Origin of the sequence: Parabacteroides sp. D25 (assembly GCF_000307475.1) — a bacterium.
Classification (GTDB): Bacteria; Bacteroidota; Bacteroidia; order Bacteroidales; family Tannerellaceae; genus Parabacteroides; species Parabacteroides distasonis.
This window is the reverse complement of the sequence record NZ_JH976504.1, coordinates 81058-100387: the sequence shown is the minus strand read 5'-3', so window position 1 is coordinate 100387 and position 19330 is coordinate 81058. Positions and strand designations below refer to the sequence as shown.

Genomic DNA, 19330 nt, shown 5'->3' with positions numbered 1-19330 from the left:
TCACATTGTTTCTAGGAGGAATTTTTTTCTGGTGTTATGTTTTATCTGTTCGTAAATGATGAAAAGAAAGTATTCAATAATTGTTCCGGTTTATAATGTTGAGAAATATATCAATGAGTGCTTGAGCTCGTTGATAAATCAAACATATAAAAATATCGAGATTGTAGTGATAAATGATGGCTCTAGTGATAACTCTTTATCTTTAATTGAAGAGTATAGTAGGATTGATGATAGAATTCGTGTTATAGATCAAAAAAATATGGGCTTAGGATATACTCGTAATGTTGGTATTGATAATGCAGTAGGAGATTATATTCTGTTTGTTGATTCGGATGATTATATATCTTTGAATACTTGTGAAGAAATAGAGGCGGTTTTATCGTATAATAATGAGGTTGATATAATTGTATTAGGAAGATATCGCTTTGCTGATGAGGTTTATATGCAAGACCCTATAAGTAAGGGGAAAACTTGTTTTGAAACAGGTGAATCTTATTTGCTACATTGTGTGAAAAATGAGTGTTTTACAGCTTCTTCTTGTAATAAGGTCTTTAATAGATCATTTTTGGAGAAAAATGAATTAAGATTTGATACAGGTGTTTTATATGAGGATCTATTATTTGTGTTTAAGGCTTTGATTTGTTCGTCTTCTTTGATCGTGATGGATTCTCCTTACTATTATTATAGATGGAATAGAAAAGATAGTATAATTAATACGATAAAAGAGAAGGATAAAGATGTACTGTATACTGTGAATATGATGGAAAAATTCTTGGTGCAAAAAAATAAAATTTATTTGAAAGAAAATGCTTTGTATAAAGAACTTATTTTTACTTGGGTTGGTAATGCTTTGTTATTTAAATATCCTCAAAAAAAGCCTTTTTCAATTAGAGCTAATCGTATTGTTAAAGAGGTTTTAAATGATATGAATTTTAAGAAATATGTTCAATATTTTTTGGTTAATAGGAGTGTAAAAAAGAAGTGGAAATTAGTCGCTTTTTGCGCCTTATATGCTTATCCAATATTTGTTATTGGTATTTATTTATATTTTAATATATATAAACGTAGATCATGAGAAATATAGCTGTGGTTTTGGCCGGTGGCTTCGGTCAACGTTTAGGTGATGCGACGCCTAAACAGTTCTTGAAGTTGGCAGGGAAAAAAGTGATTGAACATACGATAGATGTTTTCCAAAATCATCCGTTAATAGATGAGATCGTTGTGGTTTCTAATCCTAATTATGTGCAGGAGGTAGAGAATATCTTGGTGAAGAATGAATATTCCAAGATGAAGAAAATCCTCAAGGGAGGAAAGGAACGTTACCATTCAAGTTTAGCGGCGATTAATGCTTATGAGGAAGAGGTGAATATGATCTTCCATGATGCGGTTCGCCCATTGGTCAATGATCGTATTATTACTGATTGCATCAATGCGTTGAAAACGTATAATGCGGTGGATGTTGCGATCAAGACGACTGATACAATCATTCAAGTGGATGTGGAAGACCATATTACAGGAATACCAGCTCGTGAGTATTTGCGTAATGGGCAGACTCCGCAAGCTTTTAAACGTTCTACGATAAAGCGGGCTTATGAATTAGCATTGAAAGATCTTGATTTTCAAACGACAGATGATTGTGGAGTTGTTTACAGATATCTTCCGGAAGAATTCGTGTATGTAGTCAAGGGTGAACAGTTTAATATGAAATTGACTTACAAAGAAGATCTGTTTTTATTGGATAAGTTGTTTCAGCTAAAATCAATCGCTCAACAGAATGAAACGGTAACTCCTAAGACTATAGCCGCTTTGCCTTCATCGGTTATTGTTGTTTTTGGCGGAAGCTATGGGATTGGGCTTGATATTATCCATATTTGTCGCCAGTACGGGGCGCATATCTATTCTTTCAGCCGTTCAGAGAATGGAGTGGATGTCTCCGATTCGGCTCTAGTGGCTGATGCTTTGAGAACTGTCATGGATAAGGAAGGGCGTATAGATGCGGTTGTCAATACGGCTGGAGTCTTGAATCGGGAGCCATTGGCTACAATGACATATGAGGAGATTTGTAAAAGTATTCATGTGAATTATCTTGGAGCTGTTATTGTAGCAAGGGAATCTTATCCATATTTAAAAATGAGTAAAGGGGCGCTGCTGCTGTTTACTTCCAGTTCTTATACGAGGGGGCGTCAATTATATAGCTTGTATTCATCTTCTAAAGCCGCTATCGTGAATTTTGTACAAGCGTTGAGTGAAGAGTGGCAGGATAGTGGTATTCGTATCAATTGTATTAATCCGGAACGGACTAAGACCCCTATGCGGGAGAGAAATTTTGGCATAGAACCGGAGGATACCTTGTTGAAATCAAGTGTTGTTGCGTCTGTGTCGGTGAATACTATATTTTCTTCCCTGACCGGAGAAGTGGTGGATGTTAAAAAAAGACCGTAAAGATGAAATCTGATAGTGAATTGATGAATGAGTTAGCTCATAAAACGAATTATTTACATGAGATGACATCTTCGGAGTCTTCTGCCATGAAGCGAGCTTTGTTGGATATATACAGGGATGTAGCGAAATTATGTGAAAAAGAAGGCTTGACATTAATGCTTAGTGGTGGAAGTTGTTTGGGGGCTATCCGACATAAGGGTTTTATTCCTTGGGATGATGATTTAGACGTAATGATGAGGCGTGATGATTATGAAAAATTGATTCGATTGTGTAAGGAGGGGAGATTGGGGAATAAATATGAGTTTGACTATCCTAATAGAGACACTGATGCAAAAACTGTGTTCTTGAAGATATATAGAAAGAACTCCTTTAATATAGAGCTTTTTAATGAGAATTCACCCTTCCCCAAAGGATTATATATTGATGTGTTTGCTTTAGATTCAGTGCCTAAGTATAAAATCGCACAAGCTATAAAAGGTTTTATCGCCAATGTAATCCAGTTTGTATCCATCATGGTTTTATATGCGCAATATCCAAGCGAGTCTTTGTCAGAATTTGTATCTCTAGATTCATCGTTAAAGAGAAGATTCCAAATTAAGAAAATGCTGGGATCTATCTTTGGTATTATTCCACATGCGAAATGGGTTTATTGGTTTGATCGTTTTGTGGCTTCTTCAAAGAGAGGGAATCCTCTAGGTATTCCTACTGGTAGAAAATATTATAACGGAGAAATATTTGATGCTTCTGTATATTTTCCTCCAAAAGAGGCTTTATTTGAAGGAGAAATCGTTTATATACCTGCTGACTATGATCGGTATTTGACCAATCTTTATCATGATTATATGCAATTGCCTCCAGTGGAAAAAAGAGAGAGGCATTTTATTGTAAAGTTTCAATTGCCTAATGATTAAATTGTGAGCAAATTATTTGTGTCATGGATTCTCGTAAACGTATTCTTGTAATTAGTTCTAAACGTCCATTTCCAGTTCAAGACGGAGCTTCTATTCGTACATCTCAAATGATTCGGATGTTGTCACAAATATTTGAAGTTGATTTGGTATATACTTGTAATCCTTATAAAACATTTGCGGATCTAACCGAATTGCGTTGTTTTTGTCGACAAATAAGTGAATTCTTAGAGCCCAAGTGGAAATGTGTATTACGCGCATTATTGGGCTTTTTTAAATCTAGACCATTACAATGTAGTTATTTTTATTCTCCGAGGATGATGAGTTATATACAGGAACATTTATCTTTGTATGATTATGTTTTTTGTAATAATATTAGAACCGTTCCGTACGTTGATGGAAGTAAGTGTAATAAGATAATTGATTATGTTGATGCTATTTCAATGAACTATATTGGAGCTTCTTTAAAAGCGAATTGGATATGGAGGCTGGTTTATAAATTCGAGGCAAATCGATTAATTAGTTATGAGAATAAAGTTTTAAAATCTTTTAATAAATTTATTATTATATCCGATGTCGATCGTCAGTTTATTTTGAGGCATGCAGATCTAGAAATTTCAAATAAACATATTGAGGTAATCGGTAATAGTGTTGATTTTGACGATCAACTTATTATTCCTAATGATTCTCGAAATATTGTTTTTGTAGGATCTATGTTTTATGAACCAAATATAGTTGCTGTAACGACTTTTGTTCGATATGTGCTACCTCTTATTTTGCTTTTGGATTCATCCGTTCGTTTTTATATTGTAGGCTCTCGACCATCTGCCTCTGTTTGTCGACTTGCATCTGAGCATGTTATTATTACGGGGTTTGTCGATGATCCTAAGTTTTATTTGAAGAAAGCTTCTGTTGTGGTTGTTCCGATGTATTCTGGAGCTGGAGTACAAAATAAAATTATTGAAGCGATGTCAATCGGTTGCTGTGTTGTGACAACTGAAATTGGAGCAGAAGGACTGGAGGGGATTGTTGATGGAGAACATATCTTTATCCGAACTGATTTTCAAAAAATGGCTGATACTATTATAAAATTAATGGATGATCGTTCTCTAAGAGAAAAAATAGGTAAGCAAGCGAAAAAATATATTGCAGATAATCTAATATTTGATCATATTTATGATAAATTCAAAAAAGTTTTTTACGATTTTGATTGAATGATTAATAATAATTATAAACTTGTATGAGGTTATGAGTATAAAAAAAATTCCTTTTTCTCCTCCTGATATAACTGAAAGTGAAGTTTATTTAGTATCAGAGGCTCTTCGTTCCGGTTGGATCACTACGGGGCCTAAGACAAAAGAATTTGAGAGATTAATTGCCATGTGCTGCCAAACGGATCAAGCTGTATGCTTGAATTCGGCTACGGCTTGTATGGAGTTGATATTGCGTGTTTTGGGCGTTGGGCCAGGAGACGAGGTGATTACTTCCGCTTATACGTATACCGCTACCGCAAGTGTAACTTGTCATGTGGGGGCAAAGGTTGTCATGGTAGATACCGCTCCTGATTCGTTTGAGATGGATTATGATAAGTTGGCAGATGCGATCACGGAGAAGACAAAGGTGGTTCTGCCTGTTGATCTTGCCGGTGTGGTTTGTGATTATGATAAGATATTCGCTGCCGTAGAGAGCAAGAAACATTTGTTTTCGCCAGTGAATGATATCCAGAAGGCATACGGTCGGGTTATCGTACTTGCGGATGCCGCCCATGCTTTTGGTGCCAAATGGCATGGAAAGATGTGTGGTGAGATCGCTGATTTTACTTCGTTTTCCTTCCATGCCGTGAAAAATCTTACGACAGCAGAGGGAGGTGCGTTGACTTGGAGAAATCATGATGGGGTTGACAACGAGTCTCTTTATAAACAGTTTCAATTGCTTTCCCTTCATGGGCAGAACAAGGACGCACTAGCTAAGACGAGGTTGGGAGCATGGGAGTATGATATTGTCGCTCCGTATTATAAGTGTAATATGACGGATGTAATGGCGGGTATTGGTCTTGCGCAGTTGAAGCGTTATCCGGAAATGCTGTATCGTCGTCGTCAGATTATTGAGAGGTATAATGAAGGACTGAGGGGGTGCGATGTGCAGGTCTTGGATCATTTTGGTGATGACCATTCTTCGAGTGGGCATTTGTATCTAGTACGTTTGCTTGGTGAGGATGTGGAATATCGAAATGCTGTGATAGAGCGGATGGCTGAACGTGGAATCGCTTGTAACGTACATTATAAGCCTTTACCAATGATGACGGCCTATAAAAATTTAGGTTTTGATATCGTAGATTATCCGAATGCTTACAACCAATACCATAACGAGATTACTCTTCCTTTGCATACCAGTCTTACGAATGAGGACGTAGAGTATGTGATTTCTAATTTTGTTGATATTATTACCCAATAAAATAATCAATCGATTTGAAACGTTTTTTTGATGTTGTAGCCAGCGGGATAGGTCTTATCTTGCTAAGTCCTTTGTTTGTTATTCTGGCAATTTGGATTAAGTGTGATTCTACCGGACCTGTTTTTTATAGGCAAATTCGTGTAGGACGTAACAATCGAGATTTTCAGTTGCTTAAATTTCGAAGTATGCGTGTAGGTTCTGATAAGAAGGGACTTATTACCGTAGGAGGGCGTGATCCACGGATTACACGGTCTGGTTATTATATCCGTAAGTATAAATTGGATGAGTTTCCTCAATTGATCAATGTACTTAAAGGGGATATGAGTTTGGTAGGTCCTCGGCCCGAGGTGCGTAAGTATGTCGATATGTATACGACTGAACAAAGGCGTGTGTTGGCTGTCAGGCCGGGTATTACAGATTACGCATCTATAGTGTATATGGATGAAAATAGGTTACTTGGACAGTCTTCAAATCCCGACAAAACTTATGTTGAGGATATTATGCCGGCGAAAATTGAACTCAATATGAGATATATTAACCATCCTACATTGTTTGAGTACTTTAAGCTGATATTTCTTACGATTTTTAAAATAGCTAGATAAAAAAGATCGATTTTGTTTTTATGTGAAATGTTATCGGGAGAGTTGGTGTAATAGCCGGCTCTCCCGATTTCGTTATATTGTGGCTCCATAGGTTTATGTTGAAAAGAATTGAATGCTTGCGTTTTATTCTTTGATAAAAATTCCGTATGTTTGCGGTCTAGAATAAACAATAGGTTTAACTAAAAATAATTAGCTATGGGAAAGTTCGTGAATCCGTTTACGGATATTGGTTTTAAGATTATTTTCGGTCAGCCAGCTAGCAAGCCGTTCTTGATCACGTTATTGAACGAGTTGTTGGCTGGTGAGCATCGGATTGAGGATCTGATGTTTCTCGACAAGGAGGATCATGCAGAGCATGTACGTGACAAGGGGATCATTTACGACCTCTATTGCCGTACCTCCACGGGAGAATATATCATCGTGGAGATGCAGAACCGCAAGCATCTGAATTTCGTGGACCGAACATTATATTATATGTGTCGTGCGGTGAGCCGTCAGATTGAGGCCCCGCTAGCGGTGGAAGTACACTCACCGGATGACGGGGAGGAAGGGCTGGAGGTGCGGGAACCTTCGATGTCGTATGGCGCAATCTATAAGCTACATACGGTGTATGGTGTTTTTTTCATGAATTTCAAGGAGCCGGATTTACCGGATCGTTTCCGTGTGGATTCTGGAATTCTGGATCTAGAAAGTCATGAGACGCTGAACCCTCATTTCCGGCAGATCTATTTGCAGTTCCCTTATTTTACGAAGGAACTGGATGAGTGCGAAACTTTATTAGAAAGACTTTTTTATGCGTTAAAGAATATGGAACATTGGATTCGAATGCCGGATGCCTTGAAAGAACAGGTGTTCGCTCATCTATCTCGTTTGGCCGCCGTGGCGAATCTCTCTCCGGAGAATCGTCTCGCCTATGACCGTGCCGTGGATCGCTACAATGTCAACCGTCTTGCGGAAGAGACTTTCTTGCAGGAAGTAGAGGAAGCAAAAGAGAAAGCGATAGCGGAAGCAAAGGCGAATGGGATGAAGGAAGGCCTGGAGGAAGGCTTGAGGGAAGGTCTGGAGAAAGGTCGCCTATCAGAGAAATATGCTATCGCCAAGAATTTAAAAGAGTCGGGGGTATCTAAATCTTTGATTGCCCAGAGCACCGGTTTACCGGAAGAGAAGATCGAAGGATTATAGTTTTTGAAGTAAGTTACCGAATATAGGAAAGTCGGAATAAAGTAATCGGGAGAGTTGGTGTAAGAACCGGCTCTCCCGTTTTTTATTTCTATTGAACGCTTGCGCTTAAAAGGCGATCGCCACCTCCGCACCGATCTGGAAAGGCTTACCTAGTTGGATAAACGGATTCCCGAATGACTCGAAATAAAATGCAGAGTAATGGGTGTTCGTTATATTACGGCTCCATAGGTTTACGTTGACGATACCTTTGCGTACGCCTACCTTTGCGTTCACCGTTCCGTAGAATTTCTGGTAGATGTCGTTTCGCTCGGTCCAGAAGATCTTTCCGACACTGCTGAATTGGGCGGAGGCGGAGAATTGGTCTATCCATGCGTTACGGAACAGGCGGGTGTATTGCAGTCCTACGTTGAAGGTATGACGTGGGGTATATGGGATGAAGTTGTTCTTGAAATCCTCTTTCCCATTGTTGTAATCCCGGAACGTAGCATGGGTGAAACCGTAATTAACGTCGGCGGTTAGCCCATCGATGATACGGGCACGCAAGGAGGCCTCTATACCGTAGCTTTTGGCTTTCCCGGCGTTGGTGAGGATACGGCCGTTGCCGCTGTTCACGAATTTGGTCAACTGCACGTCTTGAATGTCCATATAGAAACCTGTCAATTCTGCGCTTAGGCGTTGGAATAGTAACTCGCTACGGATACCGATCTCGTAGTTCCAGCTTTTCTCTGGTTTGTAGGAGGCTACTTCCTCGATGGGGGTGGGTTCTTTGACCTCGATCGGCATCATGTCCTTGAAAGCGTTCATCATATCGTATTGCATCTGGCTTTGCATCACGTCTGCCGACATTTGTACGTTGTAGCCCCCGGTCTTATAACCTTTCGCTACCGATACATAGGTGAACGTGTTTGGCGAGCATTCGTACTTTAAAGATATTTTCGGAAGTACTTGCCAGAAGTCTTGGGAGACACTGGCGTCCATCACGGTGGTTGGGATCGGGAAAAGTTTCTCGATGTCGATAACCGGTCCGTTTTCTACGAAGCCGAACCCCATTCTCATCTTAGCCTCAGAATTGTAATCCATCTTTTGCTTCTCGTAATCCAAGCGGATACCGGCGGTAATTGACAGGCCTTCCGTGAACAGATTGTTATAAGTGGATTGGTGATACAAAGCAAGGCCATAAGAAGGGGTGTCGAAAGAACCCGGAATATAAAGATGATCGTCCAGTATTTTTAGATAGGGCATCTTAGGGTGATCTTTCTTCAATTGATCGAATACGGGCTGGAGAACGGTCTTAATTCCGTCTTCCTTGAAATCGACCGGACCGTCCGTATGTAGATCATCGTAGAAACCGTAGAGTCCGAAGGACCATTGGTAATTATTCCTCGTGTTGCTCTTGATCGCCAATTCCTCGCTGAAAGCGTTTTGCTTTTGCTTTTGGTTGAGGGTAAAGATCGAGAGAGGGGAGAAGTCTTGATCCATCTTCATGTCATCCTTGAAATATTGATGACCGGTGATGCTGCTCAGTATCACGTGCTCATTCCGGTATTCGAGGGACAGGTTATTGGCGATGACCGTCCGTTTATAAGAGCTGGGATCGTTGATATTGATAGGATTTACATACTTGTGATCGGTATTTCCGGTTCCGATGAACATGCCATATGGAAACGCTCCTTGATCCGTATAATCTACGGAAAGGGAGTAGGAGGCACGGAAGTTCGGATTGAAGCGACCTTCCAACTTGAAGCGACCGCCAACGTTGTCTTCCTTATCGATCTTTTTCCCATCGTAGGCATTGGTGTAGAAGCCGTCGCTATGGTCATAGTAAGCGGCGGCGGTAAATCCGATGGTCTCGCTCAACTTAGCATAATGGGAGGCCTTGACTTTATATTGCCCGTAGCTTCCGGCCGATAGGGAGAGTTTCTTTCCTTGGTAATCGAACGGGGAGATGGTATAGATATTTACGATGCCCCCCATGGCGTTACGACCATACAAGGTTCCTTGCGGCCCTCGTAATACCTCGATGCGCTGGATATCGGTCAGCTCGAAATCGAAGGTGCTTTTATCCAGATAAGGCACGTTGTCTACATATAAGCCTACGGATTGTCCGCTACTTCTGGCTCCGATACCGCGGATATAGATGGCCGAGGTTAGTTTTGCCCCATAATCCGGCATGTATAGGTTCGGGACGAAAGAACTTATATCCTTTAATGCGTCGATCTGCCTGCCGGAGATCATTTGCGGGGAAAGGATCGATACGGAACCGGGTAACGTGCGGAGGTTATTTGTCTCCTTCGTGGATGAGGTCACGATTACCTCACCCATGTTATAGGTTTTTATCGTGTCGTTCTCGTTAGCCTTGATATTCTCGGCGTATACATTTTGCAGCCCCAACGCACCTAGGGCGATGATACCTAAGTAGTGTCTCTTCATCGAATTTCTTTTGTTAGTATATTTTTTCAATCGCGAAGAAACGGTAAAGAAACAGGATGGTCAATCACTAGATGTAGTGATTTTGAAAGCTGGTTTGTTGGCTTCGCTATAGTTCGATATCGTCACCTGAGATGATCCCGTTCATGATGGCGTAGAAGGTGAGGCCGGAAACGGTCTTGATGCCCAGCTTGGCGGTGATGTTCTTACGATGGGTGAGGACGGTGTTCAAGCTGATGTTCAGCTTATCGGCGATCTCTTTATTCGTGATGCCTTTTACGATCAGTTGAAGTACGTCTACCTCACGGCTGGATAGGTCCTTGTTGTTTTCGGTAGTGGTGTTGCCGGAGCTGTCGCTCGTAAATAATTGTTGCAATTGCTCGATAATGGTCTCTTGGGAGGAACGTAACGTGATACGGTTCATAGACGAGAGCGCCCCGTGTTCTTCGGTGCTGTCGATGAGGATGGCGGTCTTGTTCCTTCTCGGGAGGAAGAAATCTGCGTTGAGCACAAGGATATCTGAATCGGTGAAATAGTAATCGTAGGTGTCGCTTCCTGTGGAGGAAAGCATCTCGAAATTTGGAAAATAGCAAACCTCTACCGGGGGGAAGTAGTCGGTCAGCAAGCTTTGCAGCCCAATACTTCTTAGGGTATCAGACAGTATGATCGCTATTTGTTTGTTTCGATGCATTTCAGATCGTTAGATACATAATTTTTCCATGGCCGAGACCATGGGGGTAAGGATTCGATACCGGATCCGGTTGTGTTGTTTGATATCTTTCTCCAGACTACAGATGGAGAAGAGGACGGCATAACATAAATTCTCGTCGTAATCTCCCGAAAGATGCTTGACCATGATACTTTTTAAGTCGGCTAAAAGGGCCTCGATGGTATCTTCCGTACGTTGCTCGGAGGTGATTTGCAATCCATCGATCGTTCCCGCCGGTTCTTTTCCCAGCTTTTTACTTAACGACATGCAGTAGGGGAACCATATCTTATCATCTTTCTCAATGCGGGCGATGAGTTCTTCCTTGAACGAGGAGAAGAAGCGTCCTATCAATCCAAGAGTAGGATTACCGGGCGTACTCATCGAGATAAAGGAACCTAGATGGCGTTCTATATTGGGAAGCTGATAACGTAAATAGTATTGGTTCGTCTTTGTCAGGTAATCAATGATTTGCGATGTATGGAAGGTTTGTAACTTCTTCTCCGGAAAATACTCCTCGTTGAGGAAGGTATTGATCACTGTCAGTAAAAAGTCCATATCCAGCGAATGTTCTTCACAGAGCGTCTTCACCGATTTGTCGCCAAGCCCGAGACGAATCCCAAACCGGTTGATTACGGGAATGAGTGAGGGGTGTTCTTCCACCACCTCACTCAATTGCATATTTGGATATACTAAAGGCATCTTATCAAGCTTGTTCCCATTGTTCACGTAATAACTTGACGGCGGCGGGGACTACCACGTTACGGTCTCCCTGACATCCGCACTCGAAACTTACGTAGTTGTTATAACCAATCATTTTCAGTCCCTTGAAGCCATTGATATAGTTATCGGCATCTCCATCCTCACCCGGCATGCTGCGACGTTTGCGGCTGGCCACGTGTACGTGTTGGAGATACTCTCCACCGGAGATAAAGGCTCCCATATCAGAGGTCTCTTCCCATGTCATATGCCAGAAGTCGCCCATGCAACGTACACCCGGATTATTGATATCCCGGCATAAAGAGGCGGCGTCGGCTACTTGACGTAGATAAAAACACTCTTTTCGGTTCAAAGGTTCAAAGATGACGCTAGTCCCATGCTGGGCGGCGAAAGTTCCCATCTCGTTGAATTGCTCGCAAAGGAAATCCCGTGTCTCCATCGTATGAGGCAAGGCGGGGACTTGACCATTAAAGGCAGGAACGATAATCACGCCCGTAGAACCTAATTCACCGGCTGCGGCGATGATCTCTTTCATCGTGTCCATGCATTCCTTGCGGATGGCTGGATCGGTAGAAAGAATAAAGCCTTTGAAGCCGGCGCAAATGGCACTCACTTTGATATTACGTCCGTTTAAGGCCTGCTTGATCTCGTTTACCCGGCCGGCTAATCCTCCGCCACCCGGCTCAAAACCTACAACGCCCAACTTCTCCATAAAATCAAGTTTCTCGTTCAAACTTTCACCCGGGGCGATTCCCTCTTGGAAAGAAAGCTTTAATTCAAGGTCCTTGCCGGGCTTGTCGCTCCCTTTTTCTCCTTTGGCAGTGTTTGCCGACTTGGAAGAGCAGGAGGCCAAGGCCGTACTTCCTACCGCTAAAGCAGCGCCGGATAAGGAGGTTCTTAAAAAGTTTCTTCTATTTAATGTCATAAACAGTCTGGATTATTTCTTGTCGATTGGTTTACCCGGAACAGGAACGACGAAGCCGCTCATATCCATCTTTCCTAAGTTCAAATCTTTCGGAGTGTAATCCAATGCTGAGGCAGTCATGGCATCCCAAGTGGTCTCGGCACCCGTGTAAGCGGACTCACGACCCATGATTGCGGCCATATTGGAGATAGCAGTCTCAGAAGCTTGCTCGATTTGTTTACCACCACGGATGCAGTTGATCCAGTTTACATGCTCTAATGTATACGGGTCAGTTTGCTTGAAGTTCGCTTTTTCGGCCTCACTATCATATTTCCAGATAACGTTTCCTGCCAAATCCTTGATCTCCATCGTGTCACTGCTCCATGATCCCTTGGTTCCTTGGATGAATTCGCTTACATTATTTGCACAACCATCTATCTGGCGGCACATACTATGCATATGGATACCATTTTCCATTGTGAAATCAACGCTGAAGTTATCATATTGGTCGCCAGTGATACGACGGTGGCGAGAACCGAAACCTACAGCCTTGACTGGTTTCAATCCGCTGAACCAAGTGAATACATCTATATTATGTACGTGTTGCTCTACGATATGGTCGCCGGAAAGCCATTTCCAGTTTACCCAGTCTTTGATCATATATTCGCAATCGTTCCATCCCGGTTGACGATCCCGATACCAAAGCATATTCTGATTCCAGTAAACCGTACCGCCCGTGATCTCACCGATCAATCCTTCCATGATCTTCTTGTAAGACTCGACATAACTGCGTTGGTGATGGCGTTGAGTACCGGTTACGACACATAAGTTCTTTGCCGCAGCTTGTTTTGCGGTAGCCATAATGGTACGGTAACCAACCGGATCAACACAGATAGGTTTCTCTAAGAAGGAATGTTTGCCCTTTTCTGTGGCGTATTGGAAATGAACTGGACGGAATACGGGAGGAGTGGCGACGATCACTACATCTACACCGCTATCAATCACTTGTTTGTATGCATCCAAGCCGACGAAACGTTTATCAGCCGGTACATCAATTCCTTTCTCATCTTTTAATTTCTTTGCCAAATCATCGACACGTTCTTGGAACGTATCGCCTAAAGCCACGATCGTAACGCCGTTCGCAGCGTTCAAGAAGTTAAAAGCGGCTCCGGAACCACGTCCGCCACAACCGATTACACCAGCTTTTAGTTCTTTTCCATCAGTCGCCAGATCTGGTAGTTCGGGCACGTAATAAGTACCGGGTTCTTTCAAAGGCTTTATTGCGTTCGCACTTTCACCTCCACCACAAGAAGTTAATACACCAACTGTACTACCTGTTCCAATTGCTCCAAGCGCACCCGCTAGGGCTGAACTTTTCAGAAATGATCTTCTGCTAATGCTGTTCTCTTTTTTCATGATATTATTTTTTAGACACTATTTATTAGGTTCACATACAACACGGAAACCGATTCCTCTGATATCGGAGTACCACCAGATACTCTTCGGTTGTTGCGGATCGGTTTTTAACCAAGCTTCATGTTTGGTATAATCACGGGAAGCGCAGCGAAGATCTGCCGCATCGGAGGTGTAATTACCGCCTCTCACTACCCACTCAGTACCTTCGGTAACCAATGGATCTGTGGCGCTACTTCCGCTTTTAGCGTAAGCTTCAGGATCATACTTGTCGGCACAATATTCCATTACATTACCCAACATATTCTTTAAACCAAAGGGATTGGCTTTTACTAAATCCGGTTCTTGCGTCTTGTTTTTGCTGTTCTTGCTATAAATCACATAAGAACCTATACTATCAGTCTTTGCGTCGAAAAATTTACGCCAGAAGCCTTGATCGGAGAAATCTTTTGGATTGCCCGTAAAGAAATAAGGCGTTTCCGTGCCGCCACGTGCCGCATATTCCCATTCCGCCTCGGTCGGTAAACGATAAGTCTTTCCTGTTTTCTTGGATAACCATTGGCAGAAAGTCTCGGCCGCATAATGAGTCATTGTAATAGCCGGGCGATCTCCACCACCCCAGCCTTGATCCGGAAAACCGAACGGAGGTGTAGGACCGGAGATGGCATCGACATTCGGATTACTGTTATTTGCGTATACGGTCTCTGGAGGGGTACGGCCCTCACTCATCGTATTCCCATAGAAAGCCCAGTATTGATCCCAAGTCACCTCGACCTCAGCCATGAAAAACGGACTGACAGTTACGTTGTGTACAGGCGACTCATCTGCTTTATGAAATGCCTCTTTTTCCTCACTACCCATTTTGAATGAACCTCCGGGGATAGCAATCATCTTGAATGAGACCATTGTTCCGGGAATTTGTTCTACATAGTCGGTGAAAGAGGTAACTGTAGTTGGTTCCTTAAAAAACAAACTGGTATCCGAAGATGCCCCGGATGTATTTTGTCCTGGTATACCAACCATCTTGGAGTGATTGTAGTTCGGATTGTAATGTCCTGCATCCAAATGGCAACTAATACATTGTAGATCTAGCTTTTTCTCATTCTCATCATAATATAAATGTGCCGTTACACCATCATCGGTAATTCCTTCGGGGAATAAGTTCTGATGGCACTCCTTACAAGATTCATTGGGGATATATTTAACGGCGTGTTCCAACTCGGACTTAGTTTCCCAATTGAAATCCGCGCTGTCTTTAGTCAAGTATGACCAAACATCTTTCATACCCAATTTAGCCTTTGCGCTATAATGTTTCCAAGTATTTGTTTGGGGTGGGAGGTGACAAGCTACGCAATGTGTCTTAACGCCACTTCCATTATTTACATGCTTGGAAAGTTTCCAACTGTTTTCTACGTGAGGATGCACGTGGCACATCATACAAGATTCATCTGTCGAGAAATATACAGATGTTTTATAAAGGGCGATCATAATCCCAGCTCCCAAAAATAATCCGAGGCACAGGATAAACGCCTTACTTTTGAAAAAATACTTTTTCCTCTCAGACGAGTATCGATTTGAAAATTTGTTAGTTGTCATCTGTTTCTATGGTATACGATTTACACTAAGTCTCAATTAGATTTAAAATCGGCAATAAAAGTAGTATATTCCTTTATATATTGAAAGAAAAAATAGTCTCTTTAACGAAAAATGTTGTCTTATTTACGCTTTTTTATCGCAATGGGAAGAGAAGGAGAATAATAAAAAAGCGGCAACACATATTCATAGTGTTGCCGCTCATGCACGGAAGGAGAGGCTCGAACTCCCGACACCTGGTTTTGGAGACCAGTGCTCTACCGACTGAGCTACTTCCGTATTGCGGGTGCAAAAGTAGTTTAATAATTTGAATATGCAAGTAAAATATGAGAAAAAATAGTCTGCTTTTTAAAAAGGCATTTAGATTATATTTAGTATGTTTGCCAAATCAAAGAAAAAGGAGTGGGAGTTTTTGTGCGAGATATCAAAGGGTTGCTTGAATCTGTGTCGGTAGATAACAGGGGAGCTTTCGAACGTTTTTATAATTTATATTATGATCAGGTTTTTCGCTTCGCTTATTATTGTTTAGGCGAGAAGGAGGCATGCCGTGAAGTTGTGACAGATGTTTTTTTCTCGGTCTGGCAATCCCGGAAACGATTAAAGGATATTGATAATATAGATACCTATTTATATATTTCCGTACGTAACGAGTCTTTTCGTTTTCAAGCAAGGAATAAAGACTTGAATAGGGTTTCTTTAAATGAGTTGTTGCCATTAATGGAAGAGGAAGATGAGGGTTCTCCGGAGGAGCATTTGGAGTTAAAAGAGATGAGAGAGATGCTTGATAAAGCGATTGACGAACTTCCTGAGAAATGCCGTCTTGTGTTTTTGATGTCTCGTGAGGAGGGATTGAAAACGAAGGAGATCGCGGAAATATTATCGGTTCAAGAGAGTACGGTTCGTGTACAGATGAAGATCGCTATAGAAAAATTGGTAGCCCGGTTGAAGCCGAGCTTTCCAAATATTTCATTCTCTTTATTGCTGATGTTTATTTTTAATGTGATTTATAGATCTGCTTAAGCTTTCTATATGGGGATATTCCCTGTTAGAAGGAAAGATGATAGTTCTTTTATATCAGTAACGATTTTGTTTGCTCCGGCATTCGCTAGTTCTTCTTCATCCCCGTAGCCGTAAAGGACTCCTATTGAATCTATGTTATTCGCTTTGGCCCCTTCTATATCATATTTACGATCACCGATCATGACTACGTCAGACCGTGTTTTATATCGGTGCTGTCTAATACATATTGTATTACATCCGCTTTTTCGGAACGGCTTCCGTCGAATGTGCTTCCTCCAACAAATGTAAAATAAGATTCTAAGTGGAAATATTCTAGAATTTGTTGAGCGAAGGGCTGCGGTTTTGAGGTGGCTAAGTAGATTTTCATTTCGTTTTCGGTAAGCAAACGGAGTAATTCATCAGTACCTTGATACAGGGTATTCTCGAAAATACCTTGTTTTGAAAAATATTCCCGGTATTTAGCAATGGCTACATCTGCTTGCTCATCTGTAAACTGATAGAAGTCCTTAAAGGATGTTTTTAATGGTGGCCCGATGAAAGGGCATAAAGATCGTAAATCTTCTACTTCTATATTGAAATAGGAGAGGGCGTACTTTACAGAACTGGTAATACCAATCATAGGATCGGTTAATGTACCGTCCAGATCGAACAATATATGTTGATACCTTTTGTTATTCATTAGATATTAATAGGATTGAAAAAAGAAAGGCAAGATCTCTTTCAAGATTCTTGCCTTTTTGATGAGTCGGGATGAGAAGACTCGAACTTCCGACCTCCACGTCCCGAACGTGGCGCGCTAGCCAACTGTGCTACATCCCGTTTTTTTGTATCGTTGTCTCGATTACGGGTGCAAAGGTACACATTGTTTTTGAACCTGCAAGAGAAAAGTGGATTTTTTTGCAGGAAAAATAGATAATTTACTGTCCTGTGAATTTTTCTTTCAAAACATTTGCTGGATTAAAAATAATACCTACCTTTGCACCCGTAATCGAAACAACGATATACAAAACGACATGATGGTGCCATAGCTCAGTTGGTAGAGCAAAGGACTGAAAATCCTTGTGTCCCCGGTTCGATTCCTGGTGGCACCACCAAAAAGCTTTTCAATTTTAGAAAACCCTTGAATTAGAGATAGTTCAAGGGTTCTTTTTTTACCCTCGCTACGCATTTCATTACATATTTGTGAAGTTGGATTTTGCCAGTTCAGTGGCTTTTTTTAAGGCTTTTGAAAAAGCCATAAATATGTATCATACTTCATTGTTTTTCAACTGTTTGACAATTTCAATCTCCGGTGTGAAAAAGTAATTTTGCACACATGACCGGATGGAGTTGAAAATGTGAAATAAATTTAAAAATTCGGTATTTCCCATCGGGATAAAAAAAGGAATCGAACCCGGGATACAAAAGGCAATTCGAACCTGATAAAAATGGGATTTTTATGGCTATTCCACAAGTCCCTCAAAAAAGCCACCGAATTTAACATTTCGTTTCACGTCCTCATGCCATCCGGTTTTGACGAAACAATTGGATGTAACACCTCTAAAAAAACAAAAGTGATGAAACAAGGAACAATGAACATTCTTTTTTTCGTGCTCAAAACGAAATTGTTGAAAAACGGTGAGGCCCCCGTACTGATGCGGATAACCATCAACGGGAGCTACGACGATGCCCGTATCCAAAGAAGCGTGCCTCTGAACTTATGGAATGCGGCCAAAGGATGCAGCAAGGGCAGGGACAGGGCATCCATCGCATTGAATACCTATATTGCGGAGTTACACGCACGTGCCCTCGAGAAACACAAGGAACTGGTATTGGAACAGGCCCTGATTACCCCGAAACTGATCCTGAAACGTGTTTTCGGGAAAGACACCGAAATGCGTACATTGCTCGGTACCATGCAGGATGGCATCAAGGAAATGGAAACACTGACAGGCATAGACTACTCTCCCGTTACGATCAACCGGTACAAGAACGTGGTGAAGAAATTGCAGCGGCTTATCCCCTCTTATTACGGCAAGGAGGATATCACCTTCCATGAGCTGACACCGGAGTTCATCCGCGCGTTTGACATTTACCTGAAAACGGAGGGGGGACTGTGCCGTAACACGATAGTCCGCTACATGAAATGTTTCAAGAAATTCACCAACATGGCATTGGCAAAGGAATGGATGCGTAAGAATCCCTTTTACGGTTACAAGATGGAACAGGACGAGACCGATCCGGTATTCCTGACCTACGACGAGTTGCAGGCCGTCATGAAAAAGAAATTCACCATCCCACGGCTCGAGCTGGTCAGGGACATATTTGTCTTCGCGTGCTTCACCGGTCTGGCGTTCTCCGATGTCGCCACTCTGAGTGGTGAAAACCTGGTACAGGACAATCTCGGTGACTGGTGGATAAGGAAGGGAAGGGTCAAGTTGGAACACCGCAGAAAAGCGTCTTCCATCAGCAACATCCCGCTGCTGCCCGTTCCACTGGCCATATTGGAGAAATACAGGGAACATCCGATCTGCGTAAAGAAAGGATGCTGCCTGCCTGTCATGTGCAACCAGAAAATGAACAGCTACCTCAAGGAAATCGCCGATTTCTGCGGCATAAAGAAAAATCTGACCACGCATGTGGCCAGGCACACTTTCGGGACCACCGTCACGCTCGCCAACAATGTACCCTTGCAGGACGTGTCCGTCATGCTCGGACATGCCTCCACACGCATGACGCAGCATTATGCGCGGGTCATGAACAGCAGCCTGAAAGAGGCGATGAACAATGTGAAGGAACGTCTGGAATGGTAAACCTAATTTCCGCAAGCGAATGAAATCAGAGATTGCCATGCATTTTTTAGTGAGTTTATTATCTTTACATTGTGTTTTAGTGAAACGAAGGTGCCAAAGGTCCACTCTTTTGCATAACTTCCCCTTACCCCATGAAGCGACTTGAGGCAATACGCATTACCCACCAT

The 19330-nt window shown here is 42.0% G+C and carries 15 protein-coding genes, 3 tRNA genes and 1 pseudogene; 10 read left to right on the top strand and 9 right to left on the bottom strand.

Annotation, left to right across the window (positions count from 1 at the left end; genetic code table 11):
- Positions 1-55: 55 nt before the first annotated feature.
- The 7 genes from HMPREF0999_RS13145 (at position 56) to HMPREF0999_RS13115 (ending at position 7588) form a co-directional block, all read left to right on the top strand.
- Complete coding sequence (locus HMPREF0999_RS13145; protein WP_121955938.1) at positions 56-1075, top strand: glycosyltransferase family 2 protein; 1020 nt, start codon at positions 56-58, stop codon at positions 1073-1075.
- Positions 1072-2442 carry a bifunctional cytidylyltransferase/SDR family oxidoreductase gene (locus tag HMPREF0999_RS13140; RefSeq protein ID WP_009276125.1) on the top strand — a complete coding sequence of 457 codons (1371 nt, stop codon included), beginning with the start codon at positions 1072-1074 and terminating at the stop codon, positions 2440-2442. Before HMPREF0999_RS13145 ends, HMPREF0999_RS13140 begins: the two co-directional genes overlap by 4 nt.
- 2 nt (positions 2443-2444) lie before the next feature.
- Entirely contained in the window at positions 2445-3353 is a 909-nt protein-coding gene (locus HMPREF0999_RS13135) for a phosphorylcholine transferase LicD (RefSeq protein ID WP_009276124.1), read from the top strand.
- A 23-nt stretch (positions 3354-3376) separates the two neighbouring features.
- Entirely contained in the window at positions 3377-4564 is a 1188-nt protein-coding gene (locus tag HMPREF0999_RS13130) for a glycosyltransferase (RefSeq protein WP_009276123.1), read from the top strand.
- Between the two features lie 40 nt (positions 4565-4604).
- A complete protein-coding gene (locus tag HMPREF0999_RS13125) occupies positions 4605-5804 on the top strand; it encodes a DegT/DnrJ/EryC1/StrS family aminotransferase (protein ID WP_029257136.1) in 1200 nt (399 codons plus the stop codon).
- A gap of 14 nt (positions 5805-5818) precedes the next feature.
- Positions 5819-6406: a sugar transferase gene (locus HMPREF0999_RS13120; protein WP_005858723.1), complete on the top strand. Its 588-nt coding sequence runs from the start codon at positions 5819-5821 to the stop codon at positions 6404-6406.
- 195 nt (positions 6407-6601) lie between these two features.
- Positions 6602-7588 carry a PD-(D/E)XK nuclease family transposase gene (locus tag HMPREF0999_RS13115; RefSeq protein WP_009276121.1) on the top strand — a complete coding sequence of 329 codons (987 nt, stop codon included), beginning with the start codon at positions 6602-6604 and terminating at the stop codon, positions 7586-7588.
- Positions 7589-7693: 105 nt separating this feature from the next.
- Here HMPREF0999_RS13115 and HMPREF0999_RS13110 read toward each other — a convergent pair whose 3' ends face one another.
- From HMPREF0999_RS13110 to HMPREF0999_RS13080, 7 genes are all read right to left on the bottom strand, one after another.
- Positions 7694-10018 (bottom strand): TonB-dependent receptor, encoded by a 2325-nt coding sequence (locus HMPREF0999_RS13110; protein ID WP_008779402.1) that lies wholly within the window; start codon positions 10016-10018, stop codon positions 7694-7696.
- Positions 10019-10124: 106 nt separating this feature from the next.
- Entirely contained in the window at positions 10125-10706 is a 582-nt protein-coding gene (locus HMPREF0999_RS13105; RefSeq protein ID WP_008779403.1) for a response regulator transcription factor, read from the bottom strand.
- A gap of 9 nt (positions 10707-10715) precedes the next feature.
- Positions 10716-11402 (bottom strand): LuxR family transcriptional regulator, encoded by a 687-nt coding sequence (locus tag HMPREF0999_RS13100; RefSeq protein ID WP_008779404.1) that lies wholly within the window; start codon positions 11400-11402, stop codon positions 10716-10718.
- A 25-nt stretch (positions 11403-11427) separates the two neighbouring features.
- Positions 11428-12366, bottom strand: a complete 939-nt coding sequence (locus HMPREF0999_RS13095; protein ID WP_009276120.1) for a sugar phosphate isomerase/epimerase family protein — start codon at positions 12364-12366, stop codon at positions 11428-11430.
- A 12-nt stretch (positions 12367-12378) separates the two neighbouring features.
- A complete protein-coding gene (locus tag HMPREF0999_RS13090; protein WP_005858713.1) occupies positions 12379-13761 on the bottom strand; it encodes a Gfo/Idh/MocA family oxidoreductase in 1383 nt (460 codons plus the stop codon).
- Positions 13762-13779: 18 nt separating this feature from the next.
- Positions 13780-15354, bottom strand: a complete 1575-nt coding sequence (locus tag HMPREF0999_RS13085) for an SUMF1/EgtB/PvdO family nonheme iron enzyme (protein ID WP_005858711.1) — start codon at positions 15352-15354, stop codon at positions 13780-13782.
- A gap of 203 nt (positions 15355-15557) precedes the next feature.
- Positions 15558-15630, bottom strand: a tRNA-Trp gene (locus tag HMPREF0999_RS13080).
- 135 nt (positions 15631-15765) lie between these two features.
- Here HMPREF0999_RS13080 and HMPREF0999_RS13075 point away from each other — a divergent pair.
- Positions 15766-16371 (top strand): RNA polymerase sigma-70 factor, encoded by a 606-nt coding sequence (locus HMPREF0999_RS13075; protein WP_005858709.1) that lies wholly within the window; start codon positions 15766-15768, stop codon positions 16369-16371.
- Positions 16372-16376: 5 nt separating this feature from the next.
- On the opposite strand, the pseudogene HMPREF0999_RS13070 reads toward HMPREF0999_RS13075, so the two are convergent.
- Both HMPREF0999_RS13070 and HMPREF0999_RS13065 read right to left on the bottom strand, forming a co-directional pair.
- Positions 16377-17050: pseudogene (locus tag HMPREF0999_RS13070) on the bottom strand (HAD family hydrolase).
- 66 nt (positions 17051-17116) lie between these two features.
- Positions 17117-17190 (bottom strand) — tRNA-Pro (locus HMPREF0999_RS13065).
- Between the two features lie 199 nt (positions 17191-17389).
- On the opposite strand from HMPREF0999_RS13065, the gene HMPREF0999_RS13060 reads away from it, so the two are divergent.
- Together HMPREF0999_RS13060 and HMPREF0999_RS13055 are read left to right on the top strand one after the other, a co-directional pair.
- Positions 17390-17465, top strand: a tRNA-Phe gene (locus HMPREF0999_RS13060).
- Between the two features lie 462 nt (positions 17466-17927).
- Entirely contained in the window at positions 17928-19163 is a 1236-nt protein-coding gene (locus tag HMPREF0999_RS13055) for a site-specific integrase (RefSeq protein WP_005864602.1), read from the top strand.
- The last annotated feature ends 167 nt before the right edge of the window (positions 19164-19330 follow it).

What these genes read in the sequence shown, in the direction of transcription:
- HMPREF0999_RS13145 (WP_121955938.1), top strand. Translation starts at nt 56, where the DNA reads ATGATGAAAAGAAAGTATTCAATAATTGTTCCGGTTTATAATGTTGAG.
- HMPREF0999_RS13140 (WP_009276125.1), top strand. Translation starts at nt 1,072, where the DNA reads ATGAGAAATATAGCTGTGGTTTTGGCCGGTGGCTTCGGTCAACGTTTA.
- HMPREF0999_RS13135 (WP_009276124.1), top strand. Translation starts at nt 2,445, where the DNA reads ATGAAATCTGATAGTGAATTGATGAATGAGTTAGCTCATAAAACGAAT.
- HMPREF0999_RS13130 (WP_009276123.1), top strand. Translation starts at nt 3,377, where the DNA reads ATGGATTCTCGTAAACGTATTCTTGTAATTAGTTCTAAACGTCCATTT.
- HMPREF0999_RS13115 (WP_009276121.1), top strand. Translation starts at nt 6,602, where the DNA reads ATGGGAAAGTTCGTGAATCCGTTTACGGATATTGGTTTTAAGATTATT.
- HMPREF0999_RS13110 (WP_008779402.1), bottom strand. Translation starts at nt 10,018, where the DNA reads ATGAAGAGACACTACTTAGGTATCATCGCCCTAGGTGCGTTGGGGCTG.
- HMPREF0999_RS13105 (WP_008779403.1), bottom strand. Translation starts at nt 10,706, where the DNA reads ATGCATCGAAACAAACAAATAGCGATCATACTGTCTGATACCCTAAGA.
- HMPREF0999_RS13100 (WP_008779404.1), bottom strand. Translation starts at nt 11,402, where the DNA reads ATGCAATTGAGTGAGGTGGTGGAAGAACACCCCTCACTCATTCCCGTA.
- HMPREF0999_RS13095 (WP_009276120.1), bottom strand. Translation starts at nt 12,366, where the DNA reads ATGACATTAAATAGAAGAAACTTTTTAAGAACCTCCTTATCCGGCGCT.
- HMPREF0999_RS13090 (WP_005858713.1), bottom strand. Translation starts at nt 13,761, where the DNA reads ATGAAAAAAGAGAACAGCATTAGCAGAAGATCATTTCTGAAAAGTTCA.
- HMPREF0999_RS13085 (WP_005858711.1), bottom strand. Translation starts at nt 15,354, where the DNA reads ATGACAACTAACAAATTTTCAAATCGATACTCGTCTGAGAGGAAAAAG.
- HMPREF0999_RS13055 (WP_005864602.1), top strand. Translation starts at nt 17,928, where the DNA reads ATGAAACAAGGAACAATGAACATTCTTTTTTTCGTGCTCAAAACGAAA.